The 23,585-nt window shown below is 51.0% G+C and carries 19 protein-coding genes and 1 riboswitch; of the genes, 13 read left to right on the top strand and 6 right to left on the bottom strand.

All coding sequences use genetic code 11. The features are described 5' to 3' along the window. The first annotated feature begins 158 nt into the window (after window positions 1-158). From AC3Y23_RS24640 to AC3Y23_RS24620, 5 genes are all read left to right on the top strand, one after another. Entirely contained in the window at window positions 159-1,220 is a 1,062-nt protein-coding gene (locus AC3Y23_RS24640) for a hypothetical protein (RefSeq protein WP_379204103.1), read from the top strand. 1,038 nt (window positions 1,221-2,258) lie between these two features. Beyond that, window positions 2,259-4,226, top strand: a complete 1,968-nt coding sequence (locus tag AC3Y23_RS24635; RefSeq protein ID WP_379204101.1) for a heavy metal translocating P-type ATPase — start codon at window positions 2,259-2,261, stop codon at window positions 4,224-4,226. 542 nt (window positions 4,227-4,768) lie between these two features. Continuing rightward, the gene (gene trxB / locus AC3Y23_RS24630) at window positions 4,769-5,710 is read left to right on the top strand and encodes a thioredoxin-disulfide reductase (RefSeq protein ID WP_379204099.1); all 942 of its coding nucleotides are present in this window, start codon (window positions 4,769-4,771) and stop codon (window positions 5,708-5,710) included. 96 nt (window positions 5,711-5,806) lie between these two features. After that, window positions 5,807-6,040, top strand: coding sequence for a glutaredoxin family protein (locus AC3Y23_RS24625; protein ID WP_379204097.1), 234 nt, complete (start codon window positions 5,807-5,809; stop codon window positions 6,038-6,040). 11 nt (window positions 6,041-6,051) lie between these two features. Further along, window positions 6,052-6,174, top strand: coding sequence for a hypothetical protein (locus tag AC3Y23_RS24620; protein ID WP_379204095.1), 123 nt, complete (start codon window positions 6,052-6,054; stop codon window positions 6,172-6,174). Between the two features lie 13 nt (window positions 6,175-6,187). On the opposite strand, the gene AC3Y23_RS24615 is transcribed toward AC3Y23_RS24620, so the two are convergent. Both AC3Y23_RS24615 and AC3Y23_RS24610 read right to left on the bottom strand, forming a co-directional pair. After that, complete coding sequence (locus tag AC3Y23_RS24615) at window positions 6,188-6,382, bottom strand: hypothetical protein (RefSeq protein ID WP_379204093.1); 195 nt, start codon at window positions 6,380-6,382, stop codon at window positions 6,188-6,190. Window positions 6,383-6,577: 195 nt separating this feature from the next. After that, a complete protein-coding gene (locus AC3Y23_RS24610; RefSeq protein ID WP_379204091.1) occupies window positions 6,578-7,738 on the bottom strand; it encodes an ROK family protein in 1,161 nt (386 codons plus the stop codon). 255 nt (window positions 7,739-7,993) lie between these two features. Here AC3Y23_RS24610 and xylA point away from each other — a divergent pair, with 255 nt between their 5' ends. The 3 genes from xylA to AC3Y23_RS24595 all read left to right on the top strand — a co-directional run bounded on the left by xylA (window position 7,994) and on the right by AC3Y23_RS24595 (window position 13,516). After that, complete coding sequence (gene xylA / locus AC3Y23_RS24605; RefSeq protein WP_379204089.1) at window positions 7,994-9,310, top strand: xylose isomerase; 1,317 nt, start codon at window positions 7,994-7,996, stop codon at window positions 9,308-9,310. 425 nt (window positions 9,311-9,735) lie between these two features. Then, complete coding sequence (gene xylB / locus AC3Y23_RS24600) at window positions 9,736-11,232, top strand: xylulokinase (protein ID WP_379204087.1); 1,497 nt, start codon at window positions 9,736-9,738, stop codon at window positions 11,230-11,232. A gap of 1,144 nt (window positions 11,233-12,376) precedes the next feature. Beyond that, on the top strand, window positions 12,377-13,516 hold the full coding sequence (locus tag AC3Y23_RS24595; RefSeq protein ID WP_379204084.1) for a transglutaminase domain-containing protein: 1,140 nt from the start codon (window positions 12,377-12,379) through the stop codon (window positions 13,514-13,516). 229 nt (window positions 13,517-13,745) lie between these two features. Here AC3Y23_RS24595 and AC3Y23_RS24590 read toward each other — a convergent pair whose 3' ends face one another. Continuing rightward, complete coding sequence (locus tag AC3Y23_RS24590) at window positions 13,746-15,227, bottom strand: amino acid permease (RefSeq protein WP_379204082.1); 1,482 nt, start codon at window positions 15,225-15,227, stop codon at window positions 13,746-13,748. A 158-nt stretch (window positions 15,228-15,385) separates the two neighbouring features. Beyond that, a riboswitch (Lysine riboswitch) is annotated at window positions 15,386-15,595 on the bottom strand. 109 nt (window positions 15,596-15,704) lie between these two features. Then, window positions 15,705-16,841, bottom strand: a complete 1,137-nt coding sequence (locus AC3Y23_RS24585) for a virulence factor (RefSeq protein WP_379204080.1) — start codon at window positions 16,839-16,841, stop codon at window positions 15,705-15,707. Window positions 16,842-17,135: 294 nt separating this feature from the next. On the opposite strand from AC3Y23_RS24585, the gene AC3Y23_RS24580 reads away from it, so the two are divergent. Further along, window positions 17,136-18,128, top strand: a complete 993-nt coding sequence (locus AC3Y23_RS24580; protein WP_379204078.1) for an MBL fold metallo-hydrolase — start codon at window positions 17,136-17,138, stop codon at window positions 18,126-18,128. 119 nt (window positions 18,129-18,247) lie between these two features. After that, a complete protein-coding gene (locus AC3Y23_RS24575; protein ID WP_379204076.1) occupies window positions 18,248-19,873 on the top strand; it encodes an ABC-F family ATP-binding cassette domain-containing protein in 1,626 nt (541 codons plus the stop codon). A 230-nt stretch (window positions 19,874-20,103) separates the two neighbouring features. Here the strand turns inward: AC3Y23_RS24575 and AC3Y23_RS24570 are convergent, their stop codons facing one another. After that, on the bottom strand, window positions 20,104-20,289 hold the full coding sequence (locus AC3Y23_RS24570; RefSeq protein WP_175371737.1) for a hypothetical protein: 186 nt from the start codon (window positions 20,287-20,289) through the stop codon (window positions 20,104-20,106). 514 nt (window positions 20,290-20,803) lie between these two features. Between AC3Y23_RS24570 and AC3Y23_RS24565 the strand changes: the two genes are divergently transcribed. After that, the gene (locus AC3Y23_RS24565) at window positions 20,804-21,649 is read left to right on the top strand and encodes a C40 family peptidase (protein WP_379204074.1); all 846 of its coding nucleotides are present in this window, start codon (window positions 20,804-20,806) and stop codon (window positions 21,647-21,649) included. Between the two features lie 396 nt (window positions 21,650-22,045). Here the strand turns inward: AC3Y23_RS24565 and AC3Y23_RS24560 are convergent, their stop codons facing one another. After that, a complete protein-coding gene (locus AC3Y23_RS24560) occupies window positions 22,046-22,213 on the bottom strand; it encodes a DUF1328 domain-containing protein (RefSeq protein WP_379204072.1) in 168 nt (55 codons plus the stop codon). A gap of 191 nt (window positions 22,214-22,404) precedes the next feature. Here AC3Y23_RS24560 and AC3Y23_RS24555 point away from each other — a divergent pair, with 191 nt between their 5' ends. Together AC3Y23_RS24555 and AC3Y23_RS24550 are read left to right on the top strand one after the other, a co-directional pair. Continuing rightward, window positions 22,405-22,911 carry a DUF948 domain-containing protein gene (locus AC3Y23_RS24555; RefSeq protein ID WP_379204070.1) on the top strand — a complete coding sequence of 169 codons (507 nt, stop codon included), beginning with the start codon at window positions 22,405-22,407 and terminating at the stop codon, window positions 22,909-22,911. 51 nt (window positions 22,912-22,962) lie between these two features. Beyond that, window positions 22,963-23,493: a hypothetical protein gene (locus AC3Y23_RS24550; protein WP_379204068.1), complete on the top strand. Its 531-nt coding sequence runs from the start codon at window positions 22,963-22,965 to the stop codon at window positions 23,491-23,493. The last annotated feature ends 92 nt before the right edge of the window (window positions 23,494-23,585 follow it).

Below are 23,585 nucleotides of genomic sequence, written 5' to 3'. Positions count from 1 at the left end.
TTTTTTTTGGTTTTGTCCGTTCCGGCTGGATTTGGCAACGCTTGCATATTTCCAGCTCCATCCCAGTATTTATAAGTGAAGCATGAAACTGCCGGTAATAAGGAAGTTGTCTCATGAGGTACCGGTAGGAACCAAAAGCTGAAAAGGTGGGTGCGGAAATGAAGGGTGAACGTCAGCAGCAGGATCAAAGCCAAAAGAATGAGGAGCGCCCGTTAATGAATAGCGCAGATGAGCAGGTGCATGAAGTAGACCTGTCTCAAAAGGGTCCCGTAATTCCATCAACTACAGAACCTGAAGTAGCCAGCGTACGTAGGGAAGCAGCGCTGCCGCTGAACCGCACGTATTTCAAGCGTACCGGCCTGCAGCCCTCCTTTCTGGTGCTGCGAGACGGTCGAAACGAGCGCCCGGACCCGCGTCCGGAGGTCCGGACTACGCCTGGCGGGCCCTGCCTGATCCGCAGCGAGGAATGGCTGCTGGCTCCAGAGCTGGCCAGCTTATATGACAGCTGGCTGACCAGTGAGGACGGCCAGCCAGCAGAACGTGCGCTCCAGCGCATTTACTATCGGCTGCGGGCTGAAGCCGCCGAGCTGCTGGAGTCCCCGGACGGCGACTGGGCCGCCGTCACCCTGCTATCCCCGCCGGAGCTTGCGGGACGGCGGTCCCGGCTGGCTGCGCTGCAGGATGCGCAGCTGGAAGCGCTGTTCGCTGCGGTGGCGGAGCGGCAGCGCCTAGGCGGCGAATGCCGCCTGGATCTGCTGGCGCTGTCACCCGTCAGCGCGGCCGAATTCGCGGCACAGCGCGAATTCATCGAAGAAGTGGCCGATCAGACACTCGGCCACGCTTTTGCGGCGGCTTGCCGCATCGGGGCGCTGATCGCGCCCGATGCCGAGCGTGCCGCCGCCGGGGAAATCGCGCGTATCGCCGATTTCCTTGTGCTGGACGGCGCGGCGGCAGAAGCCGCGCCGGGGGAGAACGCCGCGCAAGACTTCGTCGCCGCGGCGGGCCAGGTCCTGGCCGCCGTGCGCCGCGTGCGGCCGGCGGCTGTGGTGTTCGCCGCCGGAGCTGCGGCGGCGCCGGCCTTGGCCGATCTGTATGAGATCGGCCTCAGCGGGATCTTTTGCAGCGCCGGTCAGCGGACCGAGGCGCTGCTGCGAGCGGCCTGCCTGACGTGGATCGCGCGGCAGGAGAACATGGATACAGCCGCCGGGGGCGGGCTGTAGTAGAGCAAGAGCAGGTCCGGGCACCATGGACCTGCTTTTTTGCGTTCAACAGTACATAACGCTTATATAAAAATAGGCGCATCTATAATAGAACGCATTAAAAAAACAAACATAGCCAAGAAATAAGAGAGTCTACATAAGAAGAAGCATCGACGTGTAATTAACGGCATTTTTGTACCTTAAATCCTCTGCAGCTAAGGGTTAGTGGAGATTAAGTGCAATATTGTACCTTAAATCTTCCAAAATACCCACTCCAGCGTGCTTTTCGAAAAATAAGATGCAATAATGCCCTTATTTTACTTTTTAGCCTATATTAAAGAAAAATAAGGTGCAAAAATGCCGTTAGTTGAGAAGGTAATTACTCTTTTCAATCGTTAAGACGACTAGTGAGGGGGAATTTACCGCTCCTATTGAAATCGTTGGATTTGAACAGCCATGGATAACAGGTCTTGCTATCGACAGTCTATGTTTCGGTGCTGGCTCTCCTATGCAAAGCGTTCAGGTGAGCGCTTTGCGCCTACAGTTCCTAACTTCCCCGTTCGCTCATCTTCATTTTTTATTAATTTCTTTTGTTCGAGGCATCTACCGCTTTACATATTTTGCGGAAAGGAGTATCATGACCTTAAGTTGCATTAAGGAAATATATTTGGACTGTTGCAACAATGATTATCGTTCTCAATGACGTTCTTTCTCATCAGACTCATGGCAAAATGACAACCTGAATACAATTCCATATTCTTTTTAACATGCTGTCCCGGCTTAGCCGGGGCAGCATGTGTCATTTTAGGGGTCATAAGAATGGCTCTCATTCTCAGTGAGAGGCAGGCGTAAGCTCCCGAAGCAAGTTATGTTGCGAAGGGATTTCCAAGAAGTATGGCTCCACAAAACTAAGCGTAAGCTCCCGAAGCAGTTTTGTTGCGAAGGAGACTCCAAGATGTACAGCTTCACAAAACTAAGCACACGCTCCCGAAGCAAGTTTTATTGCGAAGGAACACAGGAAGCTTATGCTTCACAAAACTTTACAGGAAGGTGATTACTATGCAAGCAACATCTAAACAACTCCCCCGCGAAGGGGCATTATCCCGAGGCGCTAAGCCACCCGGTGCTCCACAGCCCCGGAGGTTCGATCCTCGCGCAATGCTGAGGAACTCAGAAATGCAAGCCGCACTGGGCAGTGGGCTGATCATGCTGCTGGCTTGGGCAGTGGGTGGCTGGTCGCAGATTCTTTCGATTATTCTGTACGTAATTTCATATACCATCGGCGGCTGGATCAAGGCCAAGGAAGGTGTGGAGACACTGGTCAAGGAACGCGACCTCGACGTCAACTTGCTGATGATTGCTGCGGCGCTAGGTGCTGCGACTATTGGATACTGGAATGAAGGGGCGATGCTGATCTTTATTTTCGCCTTGAGCGGCGCGCTGGAGAGCTATACGATGGAGCGCAGCAAAAAAGACATTTCCTCACTCATGGCCTTGAAGCCAGCCACCGCGATTCGGATTGAACAGGGAGCTATGAACGAGGTCAATATTGAGCAGCTTTCCATCGGCGACCTCTTGCTGGTTCGTCCTGGTGAACTGATTCCTGCCGACGGTCTGGTTTGCCGGGGGGAATCGGCTGTCGATCAATCCTCTATTACAGGAGAGTCGCTGCCTGTAGAGAAGTCCTCCGGGCATGAGGTGTTTGCCGGTACGGTGAACGGGGAAGGTCCGCTATATATTGAAGTGACCAAAGCTGCGGGGAACACGCTTTTTGCCAGAATCATTAAAATGGTGGAGGAAGCGGAGACCGAGGTGCCGGATTCGCAGCGTTTCATTAAACGTCTGGAGGCGGTGTATGCCCGGGTGGTCGTAGGAGCAACCCTGGTCCTGATGTTGGCCCCTCCGTTTTTGCTGGATTGGAGCTGGAGCGATACTTTTTACAAAGCAATGGTGTTCCTGGTTGTCGCTTCACCCTGTGCATTGGTGTCCTCCATTATGCCTGCGATGCTGTCGGCCATTTCCAAGAGTGCACGCAAAGGCATCCTGTTCAAGGGCGGGTTGCATTTGGAGAATATGGCGCGGACCGCTGTCGTCGCTTTTGACAAGACGGGGACATTGACCGCAGGCGTGCCACAAGTGACAGATTTCATTGCTGGAGAGGGATATGACGAGAGTGAACTGCTACTGGTTAGTGCCTCGATCGAGAACATGTCCCGCCATCCGTTAGCGGAAGCGATTGTGCGAAAGGCAGATGAAGCAGGGCTAGCGCTGCGGAGTGTGCAGGATAGCAAATCCTTGACGGGATGGGGTATTGAAGGAACAGTTGACGGAAAAAGCTGGCGGATCGGCAAGTCCAATCTGCTGGATGAGCTGTCTTCCTCCCCAGTCAGTGCTGATCTGGAATCATGGATGTCCGCACGTCGCCGGTTGGAGGGTGAAGGTAAGACAGTATCGCTAATTATGGATGGAGAGCAGGTCGCGGGAATGATCGCGTTGCAGGATTCCTTGCGTCCACAAGCGGAGGCAGCGGTTCGGAAACTGCAGCAGCTTGGGATCAAGGTGGCGATGCTGACTGGCGACCGGGCCGCAACGGCTGAAGCCATCGGGGCGAAGACGGGAGTGGACCTGATTTTTGCGGATCTGCTGCCAGAGGATAAAGTGACTCATGTTAAGGCATTGCGCGAACAATACGGGCATGTGGTTATGGTTGGTGATGGTGTGAATGATGCGCCTGCACTGGCAACGGCCACAGTTGGCCTCGGGATGGGCATGAAGGGCAGCGGGGCTGCGCTGGAGATTGCCGATGTTGTTCTGATGAACGACAATATCGAAGAAATTGCATCGACCATTGCTTTGGCCCGGCGTTCTCAGCGCATTGTGAAGCAAAATATGATTTTTGCCGTAATGGTAATTGCCACACTCGTGATCAGCAACTTGATTCAAGGTATCGCCCTTCCACTGGGCGTCGTGGGCCATGAAGGTAGCACCATTCTGGTTATTCTGAACGGACTGCGGCTGCTGCGCTGAGATCAAGAGTGGATGAGATTTTATAATAAGGATCTTTAATGAGGTCTAAATTAAGGCGCTGCCCCAACATCAGTGCTTGCTTTATGGAGCAACGACCCCAGAGGCTTTATTTCCAACAGATTTCACCGTTTAGGAGGATAAAGGACCGTAGGGACCTTATCGGTAGAATACCAGGTCAAAATCCACGGGTTGGGATTGAAATAGCGTCTCCTGAGTCCATTGCATATTCTAGTGAGCAGCTTCAAGTATCAATAAGGACTATACTGTCCGTTGGCTTTCAAGCGTGAGACCGAGCTTTCTAGTCTGCTGCTTTTGGCAAGTACTGATTCTGACATTAATCCTAAATTGAATTTGTAAAAAGCATAGGAGCGTCTTGTTCAGCCTATTAATTTCTAGAAATTGAATTGTTCACAAAATAGTCCGTGAGGGAGGAGTCTGGCATATTGACAGATTCCTTTTCTTTTATCATAATAAGTACTACATTATAATTATTTTAAATAAGAACTGACGCTAATGCCGTCCGTCATAAGGAGGATATAGTCATGTATAAATCTATTATCGTGGGTACTGGACCTGCCGGATTGACTGCTGCAATTTACCTGGCCCGTGCCAACCTGAACCCATTGGTTATCGAAGGACCGCAACCGGGCGGACAATTAACTACAACTACTGAAGTAGAGAATTTCCCGGGGTTCCCGGAAGGAATTATGGGTCCAGAACTTATGGACAATATGCGCAAGCAGGCTGAACGCTTCGGTGCGGAATTCCGCACTGGCTGGGTGAACAGCGTGGAACTGGGCGAGCGTCCGTTCAAGCTGAATGTGGAAGGGCTGGGCGTTCTGGAGACAGATACCCTGATTCTGTCCACAGGTGCAACAGCTAAGTACCTCGGCATTCCTGGAGAACAGGATAATGTTGGACGGGGCGTTAGCACATGTGCTACTTGTGACGGATTCTTTTTCCGTGGCAAAGAGATCGTGGTTGTCGGCGGCGGCGATTCCGCGCTGGAGGAAGCAGGCTTCCTGACCCGTTTTGCCTCGAAAGTAACGCTGGTGCATCGCCGGAATGAACTGCGTGCCTCCAAAATCATGCAGGATCGTGTCCGCGCTAACTCTAAAGTAGAATGGGCATTGAACCGTAGTCCGCTGGAAGTGACCGCTGGCGACAACGGCGTGAACGGGCTGAAGGTTCTGAACAATGAGACCGGACAAGAAGAGATCATCGAAGCTAGCGGCGTGTTCGTGGCAATTGGCCACCACCCGAATACATCGTTCCTCGGCGGACAGATTACTACGGATAGCAACGGCTATATCGTGACCAACCCTGGTACTTCCGAAACAAACATCCCAGGCGTATTCGCTTGCGGCGATGTACAGGATACACGCTACAGACAAGCCATTACAGCAGCAGGCAGCGGTTGTATGGCAGCGATGGATGCTGAGAAATATATCGAAAGCCTGGAGCACAGCGCAGTAATTCTGTAACTTGGTACATTACGCACTGCGGTGCTACAATAGATGATGCTATATTTGGTATACAAGAGGGCTGACGCCCCATTTTGAACAGGAGGAGATCATACGATGGAAAACGTAATTGTGTACACATCCACCAACTGTCCGCATTGCCGTCAGGTAAAAAGCTTTCTCGGCGAGAAAGGTATTTCCTATGAGGAGCGCAACATCGAGCAAAACGATGATTATGCTCAGCAGGTCTGGGATATGGGGATGAGAGCTGTGCCTGTAACTGTGATTGGCGATTTCAAAATCGTAGGCATGAACAAGCTCCAATTTGACAAGGCCTTGGCAACTTTATAATAGACGGCCATTTGGCCGGAGAAAAAGCCGCTTCCGTTATGGAGGCGGCTTTTTTGCGGGCGATGAAACAGCAGGCGGTGGAGCAGACGCAGCGTGTTTCTTTTACCCTATTAAAAGTTAATGGGCTTCATTAGTTCTTCTTAGTTGTTAAACTAAAAACATAATCACTTGAAAAACCACGTATACGGCAACACCGCCGCCGATTAGCATGAATCCGGATTTTTTTCTGGACTGGAATAGGCGCAACACACCGAGACTGACTAAAGGCGCGATAATGAGCAGAAATAGCAGTACAGTGATGAACATTTGTGCCGAAATATCAGACGTATCCACATAGGTCATAGACGCTCTCTCCATTTCAGAAAAAAGGGTGATGGTGATAAATATCACACCGCGTACCCTTCATTATATAGGATTGACATTGTTTTTACTGCACCTGAGACCAAAATAAATAGGCGATTTTACGTCAATTTACATCTATGCGTTTCGTTCGGCTGCCAATCACGGATCTTGCTCGAAGAGATAGCAAGAGATCTCCTAAAGTGTTACACGAGTGTCTCCGAGAAAATGCATGACAGCGGCAAAAGCTGCGCCAATCATGGCTCCGCGGCTGCCCAGTTCGGAGAATACAATTTGTAGCTGCTGCTTGTGATAGGGCAGTGTTCGTTCCGCTACCACACGCTGCAACGGCTCGATCAGCCAGTCCCGGGCCACGGAGAGTGTCCCCCCGATGACAATCAGCTCCGGGTTGAAGCTGTTGATCACGTTGGTTAATCCAATGCCCAGCGCTTCGCCCATGACATTGAAATGACGCAGGGCATCTTCCTGGCCGCTCTCAGCGTACCGGACCAGTTCCGGCGTTGTCCGCGCCGGAAGGCGGAGATCAGGCTGATCATAGGTTTTCTCCGAAGCGTATAATTCCCAACAGCCGCGATTGCCGCAGCTGCAGGGCTGACCATCTGCCTCGATGGACATATGTCCGGTCTCACCGGCATAACCCCGTGCACCCTTGTACAGCTCGCCGCCGATAATAATCCCGGACCCGATCCCCGCACCAGCACTGATATAGAGGAGATGGCGGATATCTCGTGCCACACCAAAGTTCAGCTCCCCTTGGGCTCCGGCGTTGGCTTCATTGTCGATAGTGACCGGAACGTCAAACTCCTCCTCCAGCAAAGCCCGCAACTCAACCATTTCCCAGCCCAGGTTGGGTGCAAACAGGACAACGCCATTCTCATCGACCATACCAGGAACGCCGGCACCGATGCCGACGATTCCGTAAGGGGTGTCGGGTGCCTTGGCGATCAGGCTGGCGATCATGCCCTTCATCTCGCCAAGCACATGTGGCAGGCGGTGGTTGTCCAAGGGGGTATGGATCTCCTCAAGGATCCCTCCGCCCAGATCGCAGAGCACAGCCGTGATCTGCTTGACGCCCAGCTCAATACCGACAACGCTGCCGGCCATGCTGTTGAAGTGCAGGATCAGCGGCTTGCGGCCACCGCTGGAGATCCCTGGCCCGGCTTCCGTGACTAGCTGTTCGTTGCACAGCTCTGCTACCAGATTAGAAACGGTCGCTTTATTGAGTCCGGTCATTTCCGAGACCTTGGCCCGGGAGATGGGGGAATGCTTGCGAATGGTATGGAGCACAATCGATTTATTTATCTTTTTGACCAACGCCTGGTCACCGGTTACCTTCACGAATCACACTTCCTTCTTAAGAACGTTCCCACGAATAACATGCCATTTAGTCTAAAACGATAGTCGGCAAAATGCAACTTCCACCACGGACCCTAGGTTAGAGGAGTCAAGAAATGCAGTTCAAACAGTTAGCATAGGATGAGATAAACAGCAAAATAAAAACTTTGTTTAACCAATATACAAAGTCTAAAAGGTGTGTTAATATGATGCTGTAAACGCTTGCGAGCGAGCATAATTGATGAGGAGGATTACACAATGGCCTATTTTGAAACCGTGAATAAAATCGTTTATGAAGGAAGCCGTTCCACCAATCCATATGCATTCAAATTCTATAATCCCGAGGAAATCGTAGCCGGCAAAACGATGGAGGAGCACCTGCGCTTTGCTATGGCATACTGGCACACATTGACTGCTGGAGGTTCCGATCCGTTTGGCGCGGAGACCGCTGTGCGGAGCTGGGACAAATTGAACGGTCTGGACAAAGCGAAGGCACGGGTAGAGGCAGCATTTGAATTTTTGGAGAAAATGAATCTGCCGTACTTCTGCTTCCACGATGTGGACATCGCACCAGAAGGGGCTTCCCTGCGGGAATTCTATAGCAATCTGGATATCATTGTAGAACTGATCGACCAGGGTATGAAGTCTTCTGGTAAAAAGCTACTCTGGAACACAGCCAATATGTTCACCAATCCGCGTTATATGCACGGTGCAGGTTCCACCTGTAACGCAGATGTTTTTGCGCATGCGGCGGCCCAGGTGAAGAAGGGGCTGGAGATCGGCAAGCAGCTTGGCGCTGAGAACTATGTCTTCTGGGGCGGACGTGAAGGTTATGAGACGTTGCTGAATACAGACCTGGGTCTTGAATTGGATAATATCGCGCGTTTGTTTGGTTTGGCTGTGGATTATGCCAAGGAGATTGGCTTTGACGCCCAGTTCCTGATTGAGCCGAAGCCGAAGGAGCCTACCAAGCATCAATATGACTTCGATGCGGCGACAACGATTTCTTTCTTGCAAAAATACGGTCTCGATAAGCATTTCAAACTCAACCTGGAAGCGAACCACGCTACACTGGCTGGACATACCTTCGAGCATGAGCTGCGCGTAGCCCGTATCAATGGCATGTTGGGCTCGCTGGACGCCAACCAAGGCGATACCTTGCTGGGCTGGGATACCGATGAATTCCCGGTCAATATCTATGATGCTACATTGACTCTGTATGAAGTATTGAAAAATGGCGGCTTGGGCCGTGGCGGAATTAACTTTGACGCGAAGGTCCGCCGTCCTTCCTTCGAGCCTGAGGATTTGTTCTTGGCGCATATTGCCGGAATGGACACGTATGCCAAGGGTCTGAAGGTAGCCGCCAAGTTGATTGAAGACCGTGTATTCGATGACTTTATCGACAAGCGCTACAGCAGCTTCAAGGAAGGCGTCGGTGCTGATATCGTCTCCGGCAAAGCCACATTGGCTTCACTGGCTGAATACGCTTTGAACAATGAGAACCCGCGTCGCAACGAGTCGGGCCGTCAGGAACTGCTTAAGGCGACCCTGAACCAATACATTTTGGCTGAGTAGGAAGGGTTCGAACTCTAACGAGAGCTTTCTGGTAAAAGGCGAGCAACAGGCCGTACTGGCGAAATGTGAGTACCAACCCATACTGGCAAAAAGCGAGCACCAAACCATACTGTTAAAATGTGAGCATCAAGCCATACTGGCAAAACGAGAGTATCAAGCCATACTGGCGAAATGTGAGCACTAAGTCATACAGGAAAAAGGCGAGCACCAAGCCATATTGGCGAAATGTGAGCACCAAGCCAAACTGGCGAAATGTGAGCATCAAGCCATACTGGCGAAATGTGAGCATCAAGCCATACTGCCAAAGTGCGAGCACACAAGCCATATCGCAACGGAGGTTGCCGAAGGGGCATTCTTCGGCAACCTCTTTTTATACCGTATTTTGATAGAATAAACTTGCCTAATAGCAAACTAGGGGGATTATGATGAAATATGTAATCGGTGTCGACCTCGGGACCAGCGCGGTCAAGACCGTCCTGGTCAACCCGCAGGGAACGGTAGTTTGTGAGCATTCGGAAGCTTACCCGCTGAGCCGACCCCAACCTGGCTGGAGTGAGCAGAGTCCCGAGGATTGGGTACAGGGAACGTTTACTAGTCTACGCCGGTTAATGGAGAAATCGGAGATAGACCCTTTGGCGGTAGAGGGGCTTAGCTTCTCGGGACAAATGCATGGCCTGGTTCTGGTGGATGATGCAGGTCAGGTGCTACGTCCGGCTATTCTGTGGAATGATACTCGAACTACAGCTGAGTGTCGTAGGATTGAAGCAACGTTGGGCGCGCAGTTGACCGAGATTTCAAGAAACCGGGCGCTGGAGGGATTTACGTTGCCGAAGCTGCTCTGGGTGCAGAGCCATGAACCGGAGGTGATGTCCCGGGCTAGCCTGTTCTTGTTGCCGAAGGATTATGTGCGTTATCGGCTGACAGGAAATTATGCGATGGATTATTCGGATGCTGCCGGAACGCTGCTGCTGGATGTAGGTGCAAAAGAATGGAGTGCTGACATCGCTGGAGCCTTCGGTCTGCCGCTGTCACTCTGCCCTAAACTGGTCGAATCCTTTGAGCTGACCGGCACCTTGCTGCCCGAGAGCGCTTCAGCTTGTGGACTTCTGCCCTCGACGAAAGTATTTGCCGGGGGAGCGGACAATGCCTGCGGGGCACTAGGGGCAGGCATTTTGGGTGAGGGGAAGACCATGTGCAGCATCGGAACCTCCGGGGTGGTCCTCTCCTATGAGAGTAACAAGGATTTGAATTTGGAGGGGAAAGTACATTTCTTCAACCATGGGGAAAAGGATGCCTACTACATCATGGGGGTTACCCTTGCGGCGGGCCACAGCCTGACTTGGTTCAAAGAAACTTTTGCCGCAGACCAAAGCTTGGACGAATTGCTGCAAGGAGTAGCCTCCATACCGGCAGGAAGTGGGGGCCTGCTGTTCACACCTTACCTCGTAGGGGAACGGACCCCGCATCCCGATGCTACCATCCGCGGCAGCTTTATCGGTATGGATTCCGGTCATACGCTGGATCATTTTACGCGGGCAGTGCTTGAAGGTATCACCTTCTCGCTGCGCGAGTCCATCGAGATCGTCCGGGACTCTGGGAAGGCAATTACCGAGGTTATTGCTATTGGCGGCGGAGCGAAGAATGAGACATGGCTGCAAATGCAGGCAGACATCTTCGGCGCGGACATCGTGAAGCTGGAGAGCGAGCAAGGACCGGCGATGGGAGCAGCAATGCTGGCCGCTTACGGCAGCGGCTGGTTCGCTACACTTAGTGAATGTGCGGATGTCTTCATTCGCCGGGCGGAGGTGTACACGCCACAGCCACAGCAAGTCGAAACGTATGACGCGTTGTTCGGTCTTTATCAGGAAGTGTACGGGCAGACTCGCGAGCTGAACCGCAGCCTGGCTGCATACCGGCAATAATCGAGTCTAGCAAGTAAAATAAAGTCGGCTATAACAAAGGCCTACCAGTACTCTCCGGTTGACCTAATAAAACGAAGAGAATGTCCTAAGAGCCACAGGCGTAGGGACGTTCTCTTTTTGCATGATTCGCTCTAATGAGATGATGATGTGATTGATGGTTTGTGGGCGGTGATTGGTGAGTTGGTTGGTGATTGATGATTGATGATTTGTGGTTGATGGTTGATGGTTGATGGTTGATGGTTGATGGTTGATGGTTGATGGTTGATGGTTGATGGTTGGTGATTGGTGATTGGTGATTGGTGATTGGTGATTGATGGTTGGTGGTTGGTGGTTGGTGAGTTAATGATTAGTGTTGGTGGCTTGTGCGTCGTGACTGGTAAGTCATCACTAGTAGCTCGAAATCGGCAGTTCGGCAACTTAATTGAGCGTGAAATTACTACATCAGGTAAATAGGCTTATTAAGATACTATATATTCGCTAGTAAATCTTCTTTCAGGTTATATAGAACGCATTAAAATAACAAATAAAGCCTAGAAGTGAGTTCCCAAGTGTAATTAACGGCATTTTTGTACCTTAAATTATCAGTATTCAAGGTGATTTGGAAAATAAGTGCAATATTGTACATTAATTTTCCACAATAGCCCTCTCAGCGTACTTTTTGCAAAAATAAGGTACAGAAATGCTCTTATTCTCCCTATATACCTCAATTTCAGAAATATAAGGTACAAAAATGCTCTTAGTTGAGGAGGTAGGGCTATTTTCATTGGATGGAATGGCTCTTCGGCTCAACCTTGGCTTGAATTAGATGTAGGTTAGCACCTGGAGCGGACGCTCTGCGACCAAGCACCTGGGGATTCCGGTAATTTCTGTTGCACCAGGGACCTGGTGGTCTCTCGGGCGATGGTGAAATCCATGGGTTTGAGCGCAAATTCAACCTCCCCAAGATATCCCCTTGATCCTTTGATCTCCTGAGTTGATAATGAGAAGCAAGGGTTGCATAATCTTTTGTGTACATCGTGGAGATTGCAGTCGTGGAAACGGAGTTTCGGGCATTTAATATATAGTCAGGCTATTGAATTGCGTGCGTGCTCTATTTAAGATTAAAGATATACAAGTAATGAGGCGCGGGGGGCAGGAAAATAGTATGAGGAAGATTCGTATCACATTGGGAAAGGCTATTCTCGGCGGGATCATCATTGCTGCAGCTATACCTCCGGCGATTTATTGGGGCTGGGATTATGCCTACGCGGCTGACAAGCCCGCTGCGCTAGGTTCGATATCCCAAATGACCGAGAGACTAACGGGCGCAATGAACAATCGGAGAGAGACAATCACGTTTACTTACGAAGGCAAGACCTCTAATTTGAAAAATGGGATCCAAACTGCACTGGATCAGGCGATGGGCAGTGATCCTTACCTTTATTATATTGTGGATAGCTATGGCTTCACCTATCGGGGAAGCAGCCGCTCCGCTAATGTTACCGTACAGGTCAAATACCGGGAGACCCTGCAGCAGACCGCATACGTCAATAAACAGGTGGCAGCTGTGCTTAAAGATATCATCAAACCGGGAATGAACAATCATGAGAAGGTGAAGGCGATCCATGACTGGGTAGTACTGTATCTGAAATACGATACCTCTTACACCCGTTATACTGCCTATGAAGCGCTTCAGAGCCGTAATGCAGTCTGCCAGGGCTATTCGCTGTTGACCTACAAGCTGCTAAAAGGGGCCGGTATTCCGAACAAGATCGTGGAGGGAACCGCCAAACCAGAGGGAGGCTCGACCCTGTCGCATGCCTGGAACCTGGTCCAGCTTGATGGACACTGGTATCACCTAGATACCACTTGGGATGATCCGACACCCGACCAGGCAGGGGTAGCTAGCCACACCTATTATATGAGGACGGATGCGCAGATGCGCCGTGACCATACCTGGACGAAGCCTTATCCGGCAGCAACTAAGGGGTACCACAAGACACTTGCGGAGTTGGTTAGCCAAGGCGGGTCGAAAGTCGCTGTATACGAAAAGCTGCAGCAAGAGCTTCACTATGAACTGTATGATGAAGGACGAATCATCCGTTCGGTATCCGATCTGAAGGTGTTGGCTGAGAAGACTGTTGCTTCCGGGGAGCAATCGCTGTTGTTCCGCTACCGAGGCAGTGCCAAATCGCTGACAAACGATCTTCAGGTGCTGTATGCGCTGGGCTTGAGTAATCCTTCCTATTCCAGCAGCAAGTTCGATAATACCAGTGATCTTAGAGTGTATGTGGTTTGGAAGTAGCCTTGTATAAGAAATGGGCCGTCGCGGCATTGGTCACAGAATCATTTAGAGTGGACAGAGTCATGAAGAAGAGCAGGGTAATTCTAATGCTGTCCGCCATTGCTAAAAGAAAAGTGTACATGCATTAGCTGCAAAAAAAGGAAGAGGCGCTCGGGCCTCTTCCTTTTTAATATGTTCGTATTCTTTTATGTTCTTACTCCCTTGCGCTGCTTGAGTGAACGGTCGGGATCTATTTGGCCTCAGTGCTGAGGTCGCATTGATCCAGCGGCACGATGGAGCTCTTGCGGAACCAACGATAACCGATCCAGATCAGCAGGAACAACGGCAAGCTGATGTAGGAGACGAGAATGCCGTACCAGTCGATACGTTCACCTGTGAATGCGCCCATATTCTGACCCAGAATGGCGATCATGCACAGTACAAAGGCGAAGATTGGTCCAAATGGGAACCATTTTGCCCGATAGGGAAGCTCATCAAGTGAATGCCCCTGCGCGACAAAAGCGCGCCGGAAACGATAATGGCAGACAGCGATGCCGAGCCAGTTGATGAAGCCGCACATCCCGGAGGCGTTCAATAGCCAGTTATAGACGGCGCCGTCACCGAAAAAGGAAGCAAGAAAGGCCAGCATCCCAATGGCTGTAGTTACCAACAGGGCACCTACAGGTACACCGCGTCGATTAAGCTTACCCAGCGCACGCGGGGCCATGCCGTCCTTGGCCATGGCGTACAAGACGCGGGTGGAAGCATACATGCCTGAGTTCCCCGCCGATAGTACAGAGCTAAGGATGACGGCATTCATGACCGAAGCGGCAATGGCAAGGCCTGCCTTGTTGAAGACAATCGTGAACGGACTGACACCAATATCATCGATCCCGCCACGAAGAAGATCAGGATTCGTATACGGGATCAGCATTCCGATGACGAAGATGGCCAGAATATAGAAAATCAGGATGCGCCAGAATACTTGACGGATTGCAAGCGGCACATTGCGGCGTGGATTCTCACTCTCACCTGCGGCAACGCCGACAAGCTCAGTACCCTGAAAAGAGAATCCGGCTGCCATAAAGACCCCGACAAAGGCGAAGAATCCGCCATGGAAGGAGGTGCCTCCAAGCTGGAAGTTACTGAAGCCGACAACGGTTCCGTCACCGCCCATGATACCGAAGATCATGAGTACGCCTACAGCCAGAAAGACAACGACGGTAATGATTTTAATAATAGCGAACCAGTATTCTGATTCTCCGTAGCCCTTTGAAGACAGGAAATTCAGGCCGAACATCAGCAACAGGAATACCAAGCTCCATAGTACGGATGGGCTGTCCGGGAACCAGTATTTAATGATGACGGTGGCGGCGGACAGCTCTGCGGCGATCGTCACCGCCCAGTTGTACCAGAAATTCCAGCCGATGGCGAAACCGAAGGCAGGACTGATAAAACGAGTGCCGTATGTGCTGAAGGATCCGGAAGCTGGTAGGTACGTAGCCAGTTCACCCAGGCTAGTCATGAGAAAATAAACCATGATCCCAACAGCACTATAGGCGAGCAGCGCACCACCTGGACCTGAGGCGGCAATGGTGCCGCCGCTGGCGAGGAACAGCCCGGTTCCGATCGACCCGCCCAGTGCAATCATCGTGAGATGTCTGGCTTTGAATGATTTCTTCAGTTCGGTCGCAGGGCCGCTTCCGGTCGGTGAATGACTTGTTTCTTGCATGAAATGAACACTCCTTCTATTCGCATGTTTCTGTTCATGAACGGGGAGTGTGAAGGCCATGCACCGGATAACGGGGCATCTGCGTCAAATTATGAACGCAAAGAAACCGCAGACGGTCGCTGCGGCTTCTGGATAGACAGCTTCCGCATCATACTCCCTGAGAAGATAGCGCAACACAGTGCATTCCCCCATGACTATAGGAAAATGCTCCGTGACAGTTCCGTTCCTTTCGGAAACGGTCCCAGCCTGCGCCGCAGTGAGAGCGGCGGCACAGGCTTCGGCGGATAGTCCTTTCGGCGGCGTGTCATCGACGGCTCTTCAACGTCTCTACGCGCGTACTCTTCCTATCCGCGACCTCTACCTCATCCTAGGTATGATGAGGCTATCTTTACTACTTCATTCGTTTATAAACACAACAGCAATCAGTATAGATCATCTTCCAGCAGCGAGCAATGACAAAATACGGAAGTGTTGGCCTTATGTGCGGCGGCGCTCCGACATTTGTTGCCAGACCGTTCCGGCTGCTTCCTCGCCGGAAGCGATACGCTCCAGCGCCATGCGCGCTTGCAAGCCCACCTCAAACTCGGGGTCTTCTGCCGCAAGGGCCAGCGCATCCTGCGCTTCTGCGGTTCCGACCTCATAGAGGAACCGGGCAGCGCGCCAGCGGACCAGCTTGCTGCTGTCCGTCAGCGCCGCCGTCATGACAGGCGTGGCGGCAGGGTCACCGATGTCGGACAAGGTATCGCCCGCAGTACGCCGTACTGCAGGGGCGCTGTCCTTCATCGCTGCATAGAGCAGCTCCATTGCTTCTGGCGTGCGCAGGTCGCCTAAGTAGACTACCGCAAGCCGGCGAATATGCAGCTTGGGATCGTGCAGCGCCGCGCCCAGCTCCGGAAGCAGCTCTGGCGTTGGCGCTAGGGCTTCCAGCGCGGCGTAGCGGACGCGCCAGTCTTCATTCTTCAGGTCTTGCAGCAGTTCATCCCTGTCCTTGTCGGCCCGCTGCTCGACGAACTCGTCAGCAGTGCCGTGCGCGATGGCCTGCTGGATGAGGGAATTCAGGCGTTCCTGCGGGTACGCCGCCTCCAGTTCCTGCTCCACCTCGCGCGCGATATCGGCGGGCTCACCGTAGCGGACGCCGTAATCTGTGAGCTTGCGCTCCTTGATCATCACGGCGCTAGCCACTGCGGTGACCGCCTCGGTGAAGCGGGAGGACAAGCCAATGCGCTCTTCATTCGCGCCGGTCTTGACGCGGATTTGTATCGGAATGCCGCGGAACATTTGCACGAATACCTGGGCTTCCCCGAAGTGGGCCCCGGCATTCTCGTCGGTTAAACTCCAGTCGTCGGTCAAGCCTTCTCCGCCGCCGAAGCGGGATTGAACCTCCCGGAGAATGGCTGCCCAGTCGGCACTGCCCTTGCGCTCCAGCGCGGCAAAGTCTGCGGCATGATAGATGCTGGTTACACCGGGAATAGTCAGCATTTCCCGCGCCCAGGAAGGGGCGGAACGCTGGCTTTCCGGCGTATAGGTTCTGCGGATGCCCGCTTCGAGACTTTCGTCCAGATGAAGCTTCATCGTATTTGGACTTGGCGTCGGTTCAATAAAAGTAATCTTCATACGTAGCTCCCCCTCAAACGGATAGTGTCCTATTGACATTTTACATCATTTCTCCCGTTGAACACAAAGCGTATCAACCTTTCAGGGCAAGCTTAGTCTGTAGCAGGAATGGGTAAAATGAGTAGAATCAAGCTTGAACAGGAAAAGCCCGACAAGTGATCTTTCGAATAAAAGGGCGCACGCTTGTGCTGCAAACTGGATATTTTGCAAATATGTCTGTCAAAACCTATAGTTAATATATATTAGCTTGCCACGGAGTTTGCCCGGCAAACCTGTGAAGGAGAGAGAACCGCGATGGCTAAAAAAATTCGCTACAACAATATTGATAACGTCAGCACCGACAAAAAGCTTAAAGAATTTCGTCAATGGCGGGAAGAACGCCGTCGAAAGATCAAAGATTACTCTTATGTAGTGCCGAATGTTCCCCCTAGATTATCCTATCTGGCGGAGAACCGTCTGGAGACCACGATCACCTGGATTGGGCATTCTACCTTTTTGATTCAATATGAAGGCATGAACATTATTACCGATCCGATCTGGGCCCGGCGGCTTGGTTTTGAGAAACGGCTGGGAGAACCCGGCATGAGTCTGCAGGATGTGCCTCCGATCGATCTGATCCTCATCTCGCATTCCCATTATGATCATTTGCATATTGCTTCTATTCGCAAGCTCTACGGTGCAGGAACGACCATTGTTGTACCTGTCGGATTGAAGCGGAAGATGGTTCGCAAAGGTTTTCGCAGTTGTGTGGAAATGCAGTGGTGGCAGGAGCTCACCATTGGTAATATCAAGCTGTCCTTTGTGCCCACCCAGCACTGGACACGGCGCACTCCGTTTGACACGAATACTTCACATTGGGGAGGGTTCATTCTGGAACCGGCGCAGCCAGAGAAGCATCCTTCTGAAGGTGGCGTTAAGCGTGAACTGCCGCCCAATCTGTATTTTGCCGGGGACAGTGGTTATTTTCCAGGTTTCAAGGAGATTGGCAGGCGCTTCAAAATCCATATTGCCCTTATGCCGATTGGCGCTTATGAGCCGGAGTGGTTCATGACCTCACAGCATGTTAATCCCGAGGAAGCGATGCAGGCTTTTATTGATGTGGGTGCGGAAACGATGATTCCGATGCATTATGGCACCTTCCGGCTGGCTGATGATACGGCCAGAGAGGCTCTCGACCGGATGGAGGAAGCAAGAAAGGCGCATGGTATTTCGCAGGAACGAGTGCAGGTCCTCAGCCATGGAGAGACGCTTGTCGTGAAGCCGGAGGCCCGGACAGTGAAGCAATGAGCACGAAAGTGCATTTTTGGTGTAAACTTCCCGCTGGATACGCCACTTTGACGGGTTATTATAATGGTTTTTATGCTATAATGAGCCGGAAGCCTATGTGAAAAGGATGGTAATGCTTAATGATTAGTACAAGCGGCGTAACACTCCGCTACGGAAAACGCGCACTATTTGAAGATGTAAACATAAAATTCACTCCTGGTAACTGCTACGGCCTGATCGGCGCCAACGGGGCAGGTAAGTCTACCTTTCTGAAAATTCTGTCCGGCGAGATTGAAGCAAACACCGGGGATGTGCATATCACTCCCGGCGAGCGTCTGGCGGTTCTGAAGCAGAACCATTTCGAGTACGATGAATTCCCGGTACTTGAGACGGTAATCATGGGTCACACTCGCCTGTACGAGATTATGAAAGAGAAGGATGCTCTCTACGCGAAGTCCGATTTCTCGGAAGCTGACGGTCTGCGTGCCGGTGAGCTGGAAGGCGAATTCGCGGAGCTGAACGGCTGGGACGCTGAGCCGGATGCGGCAGCAATGCTGATCGGTCTGGGCATCATGCGTGAACTGCATGACAAGAACATGGCCGAACTTAGCGGCAATGAGAAGGTTCGCGTGCTCCTGGCGCAGGCCCTGTTCGGTCGTCCGAACAACCTGTTGCTCGATGAGCCTACCAACCACTTGGATCTCGAATCCATTGGCTGGCTGGAGAACTTCCTTATGGATTATGAAGGCACCGTAATCGTGGTATCTCACGACCGTCACTTCTTGAATAAGGTGTGTACGCATATCGCGGATATCGACTTTGGTAAAATCCAGATGTATGTCGGCAACTACGACTTCTGGTATGAGAGCAGTCAGTTGGCACAGACTTTGCAGCGTGATGCCAACAAGAAGAAGGAAGACAAGATCAAGGAGCTTCAAGCCTTTATTCAGCGCTTCTCGGCGAATGCCTCCAAGTCCAAGCAAGCGACATCCCGGAAGAAGCAACTGGAGAAGATTACACTGGATGACATTCGTCCTTCCAACCGTAAATATCCTTTCCTTAACTTCAAACCAGAGCGTGAAGCTGGCAAGCAACTGTTAACCATCAGCGGATTGTCTAAATCGCTTGACGGTGAGAAGCTGCTGGATGAGCTTAGCATTGTAGTTAACAAAGGCGACAAGATTGCTTTCGTAGGTCCGTATTCCCAACCAAAATCGCTGCTGTTCGATGTGATTATGGGCGAGAAGGAAACCGATGCCGGTGAATATACTTGGGGGGTTACCACCACTCAAGCTTATTTCCCGAAAGACAACTCCAACTATTTTGATGGTGTGGACATGAACCTTGTGGAATGGCTGCGCCAGTACTCCAAGGATCAGGATGAGACCTTCCTGCGCGGTTTCTTGGGCCGGATGCTATTCTCCGGAGAGGAAGCACTGAAGAAGGCGAGTGTGCTGTCCGGGGGAGAGAAGGTTCGCTGTATGTTGGCGAAAATGATGCTGAACGGGGCGAACGTGCTGGTCTTTGACGAGCCTACGAACCACTTGGATCTCGAATCCATTACAGCGCTGAACAACGGGCTGATCGACTTTGACGGCACGATCCTGTTCACTTCGCATGACCATCAGTTCATTCAGACGATTGCTAACCGGATCATTGAGATCACACCGGCTGGCGTTATCGATCGTACCATGAGTTATGACGAGTATCTGGAGAGCGATGAGATCAAGGACCTGCGTAAGCGTATGTATCCTGTAGAAGTTTAATATCATATTGCTGTTCCCCGCCCCAGCGGGGAGTGCTCAAGACGAGGTAGCCTGATCAAATCCCGAGGGATTGAACAGGCTGCCTTTTTTTGAATTTCGGGAAGCAGCAAAAACGGCTGCATGCTCCCAGAAGAGAGTACGCAGCCGTTTGGCTGTAACCTATGTACCTGCCCCTTGAATCAGGCCGAGCATTGACATTGCCCGTGAATCTGATAGGGGATCAGGAGCCCCTAGGACCCGCCAGTGCGACGGCGCTGATTGTTGGGCTTTTTGTTGTTCTGGCTTTTTAAGGGTTTGGCCGAACCTGCCTGGAATGAAGATCCCGGCTTGGCGGAAGATTGCTGCTTCTTCTGCTCAAGTTTTTTGCGGATCGCATCGGCAAGATTGATTTTTCCTTTTTCGGTGTTTTCGCTCATAGTGCTAACCTCCTTGGGAGCAAGTCCTTCACTTTATTTTAATGGTTTTTAAATGCTGCTACAAGGGCGAGAATAGTTGAAGGAATTCTCTACGTACGTTGATGGAGCAGCAGGGGGCGGCAGATATCTGCGGGATATTTATGACGATATACGTCAGGGTAACATGGGGCCTCGCTCAGCATTACAACCCATCTTATTCTGCCGACTATTGAACACATTCTGGACTAGTGGCTCATTGAGGAGCGCATGTACAACCTGCGTAATATTATCCATAGGAAGGTCACTTGGAACCTTAAGCCTAGGTAAGAATCAGCTTTACCTAATACATTCCATCTTCCACCAAATCCAAGGAGAAATCGCGACTATAGACCTGTATCTTACCATAAAGTGGCATACTTATTTATGAAATTTGGGGCATGTTCTAAATCCCGGTCAAGCCTATAATGAGGGCAGAAAGCAACAAATGTAGCGCGCACACTTGTTGGTTCTTATTTTAATGAACCGGAGGAACGGAATGATCAAGTCACACAAACAGCTTACATCTACATTATTGGTTTCTGCTGCACTTGCGTTGACGCTTGGGGTTGTTAGCCCTCAGCAGGTGTCCGCCCAATCCGAATCGCTAAATTCATCAATGGTTGTGGCTGCTGCCGGACAGTCCGCCAAAATTGAATCCAGTGTTCGTCTGCGTACCGCCCCATCTGTAAACAGCAATGTGCTGAAGTATTTGCAGAAGGGTGAAATCGTCTCGATTTTGGAAGTGACGAACAGTTATTTCTATAAAGTACAGTCTGCTACTGGTGAGGTCGGGTATGTCAGTTCGGGGAGTCAGTATATCTCTTTGACCAGCGCTGGCAGTGCTGGGGCTAAGCCTGCACCAACCCCTGCACCAACTCCAGCTCCCGTTGTTCCCAATCCGAGCAACGCAGTAGAACGGGTAATCAGTGCGGGCATGGGATATTTGGGCACGCCATACGAGTTCGGCTCCAGCCGCAATAATACAGATACCTTCGATTGCTCTGATTTTATCCGCCAGATTTTCATGGATGCAGGTGTTGTGAAGCTGCCCGCAGATTCTCGTCAGCAAGGGGATTGGGTGAAGCAGAACAGTACTGTTGTTAAGAATATCTCTGGTTTAAAACGCGGAGATCTGATGTTCTTTATGAGTTACCGCGGCAATTCCGCATCGGCCTACGCCGGTGTCAACAAGTTGACTGAAAAAATCACACATGTTGCCATCTACTTGGGCGACAACAAAGTACTGCACACTTACTCCGTTGCTTCCGGCGGGGTTAGAGTGGATAATTTAAGCGCTTCTTGGATGAACCGTTTCCTGTACGGAGGATCGGTCATCCGCTGATATAGATAAGTCGATCAAGGCACAGAAGCGGCAGCAAGCAGCAAGAGTATGTGACGGGTGAACGCAAAGCGGGTACAAGGAAGAGGCTATTCCTTCAGTAGAAGTTCTACTGTGGGGATAGCCTCTTCTTTTCATATAGGAAATTCAATAAAGTATAGGGTTCGCTTTGATTTTGCCGAGACTATTCATGCTTCTGGAATAAAAACCATGGACAGCCACCATTTGCTGGGGCTATGGTAGAGTTATGGTATAAATACATACGCTGAAGCAAGGATGTTAATCCAGACTTTGCCCAGCCAGGTATTGGTTTGGAGATTTTTTATTATCGCTGATTGTTGCTATTCAAGTAAACCCAAAGGAGGCCGGTTGAATCAAACGCTTAGGAATAGCGGGTGGTTACATTGATCTTCCTCTGCGTCCGGTAAAGAGCGAGATGACGAAGAGAACAAGAAAGATATAGAACAGGACTTTGGCGATGCCTGCTGCTGCGGCTACCAGATTGAAGAAACCGAAGATTCCGGAAATCAAGGCAATTACTAGCAGGATTACAGACCATTTTAGCATGATGACTTCACCCTTTCGTTGTGTCGATAGTCATTGTATAAACAGTGAGGTAGGCCATTGAAACAAAGGGCTTGTGAATAGTCTTTTGGACGCTTGACATGTTGTTTCGGCTTTTTGGGGAAGGGGTAACTATGCAGTATTAAGGCAGGTTAGCCATCATTCATTTATGATTTTGGAAGGGGTTTTTGGATATGATTATTGAACTTAGCGTAGCCCTTGTGGCTGTCGCATTCGCTGTACTTGTCTTCTTTTTAATCAAAACCTTGCGTTCGGCCAAGGATTCTCTCGATAATGTCAGCCAGACGCTGCAGGAGGTCCAAAAGACCATTGATGAGCTTACGTATGAAGTGAAAACCACAGTCCGGCACGCGAATGATATTACTGTAGATGTACAGAATCAGCTTCAGAAGATCGATCCTATTATGGATTCGGTGAAGAATCTGGGAGAGGTCATGAATGAACTGACGCTAACCGCAAAGCAAGTATCTGTGACCGTCATTGAGAAATACCGTAAATCTCGTGAGTTGAAGGAAAAGAGTAAGGCAGTATCCATTGATTCTATTCCGTTAACCTCATCTGAGGAGCGTACGGTGAAGTCTAATGAGGACACCAATGCTAAAAAAGAAGGGGGCAAAGTCTCCGCCGTCCTGAAGGGTGTGGATGTGGCCGCGACTCTCTGGAAGAAGTTCCGACCTTAGGTACGACGTAAAGGGCAAGACGGAAACGGATCAGAGAGGTGGAACAACAAGATGAATATGATCATTCTATTGCTTAGTCTCCTTTCTCCGATGTTGGATGCGGGTCCGCAGAAGCCGGACTCCGCAGCTGCCTTGGCGCCGCAGGCGCAGGTGATTTCGTCGCTACTATATGCTGCCCGTCCTACAACTTACCTGGACAGCTTTGATTCCTTGGCAGGTGTTTCTTTGGATGCTACAGCGGAAGAACTGCTGCAGATCAAGGGGACACCGCTTCACATTGCACAAGATCCTTGGCCTGACTGTCTGGAGTATCAATATGCAGACATGTCAGCAGGAGTGTATGAGGGAAAAGTGGTCTATGTTCACGTTGCCCCCGAACAAGCGCGGCTATATGGTCTGCTAATTAACGGGGTGAAGATTGAGCCGGAGAAGGATGTTTTACATGAGTTGCTGGGAGCCCCGTATTTTTTGGCTGAGGATGGCGACGTATATATGAGGGGACATGTAGCGCTCAAGATTTATCGTAATCCGGCTACCGGAACGTGGGATGGCATTGACTTGTTCGATGGCAATTCTTCCTAACCGTTTCAATAGGGGGGGATTGCGGTTAATGAAGGTTCAGTTGTCTTTTTGTTACAGTGACCCTTTGTATAAGGAGTGTCCAATAACGTAAC

This window comes from Paenibacillus sp. MAHUQ-45 (genome assembly GCF_058133325.1).
This window is presented reverse-complemented; position numbering and strand designations above follow the sequence as displayed.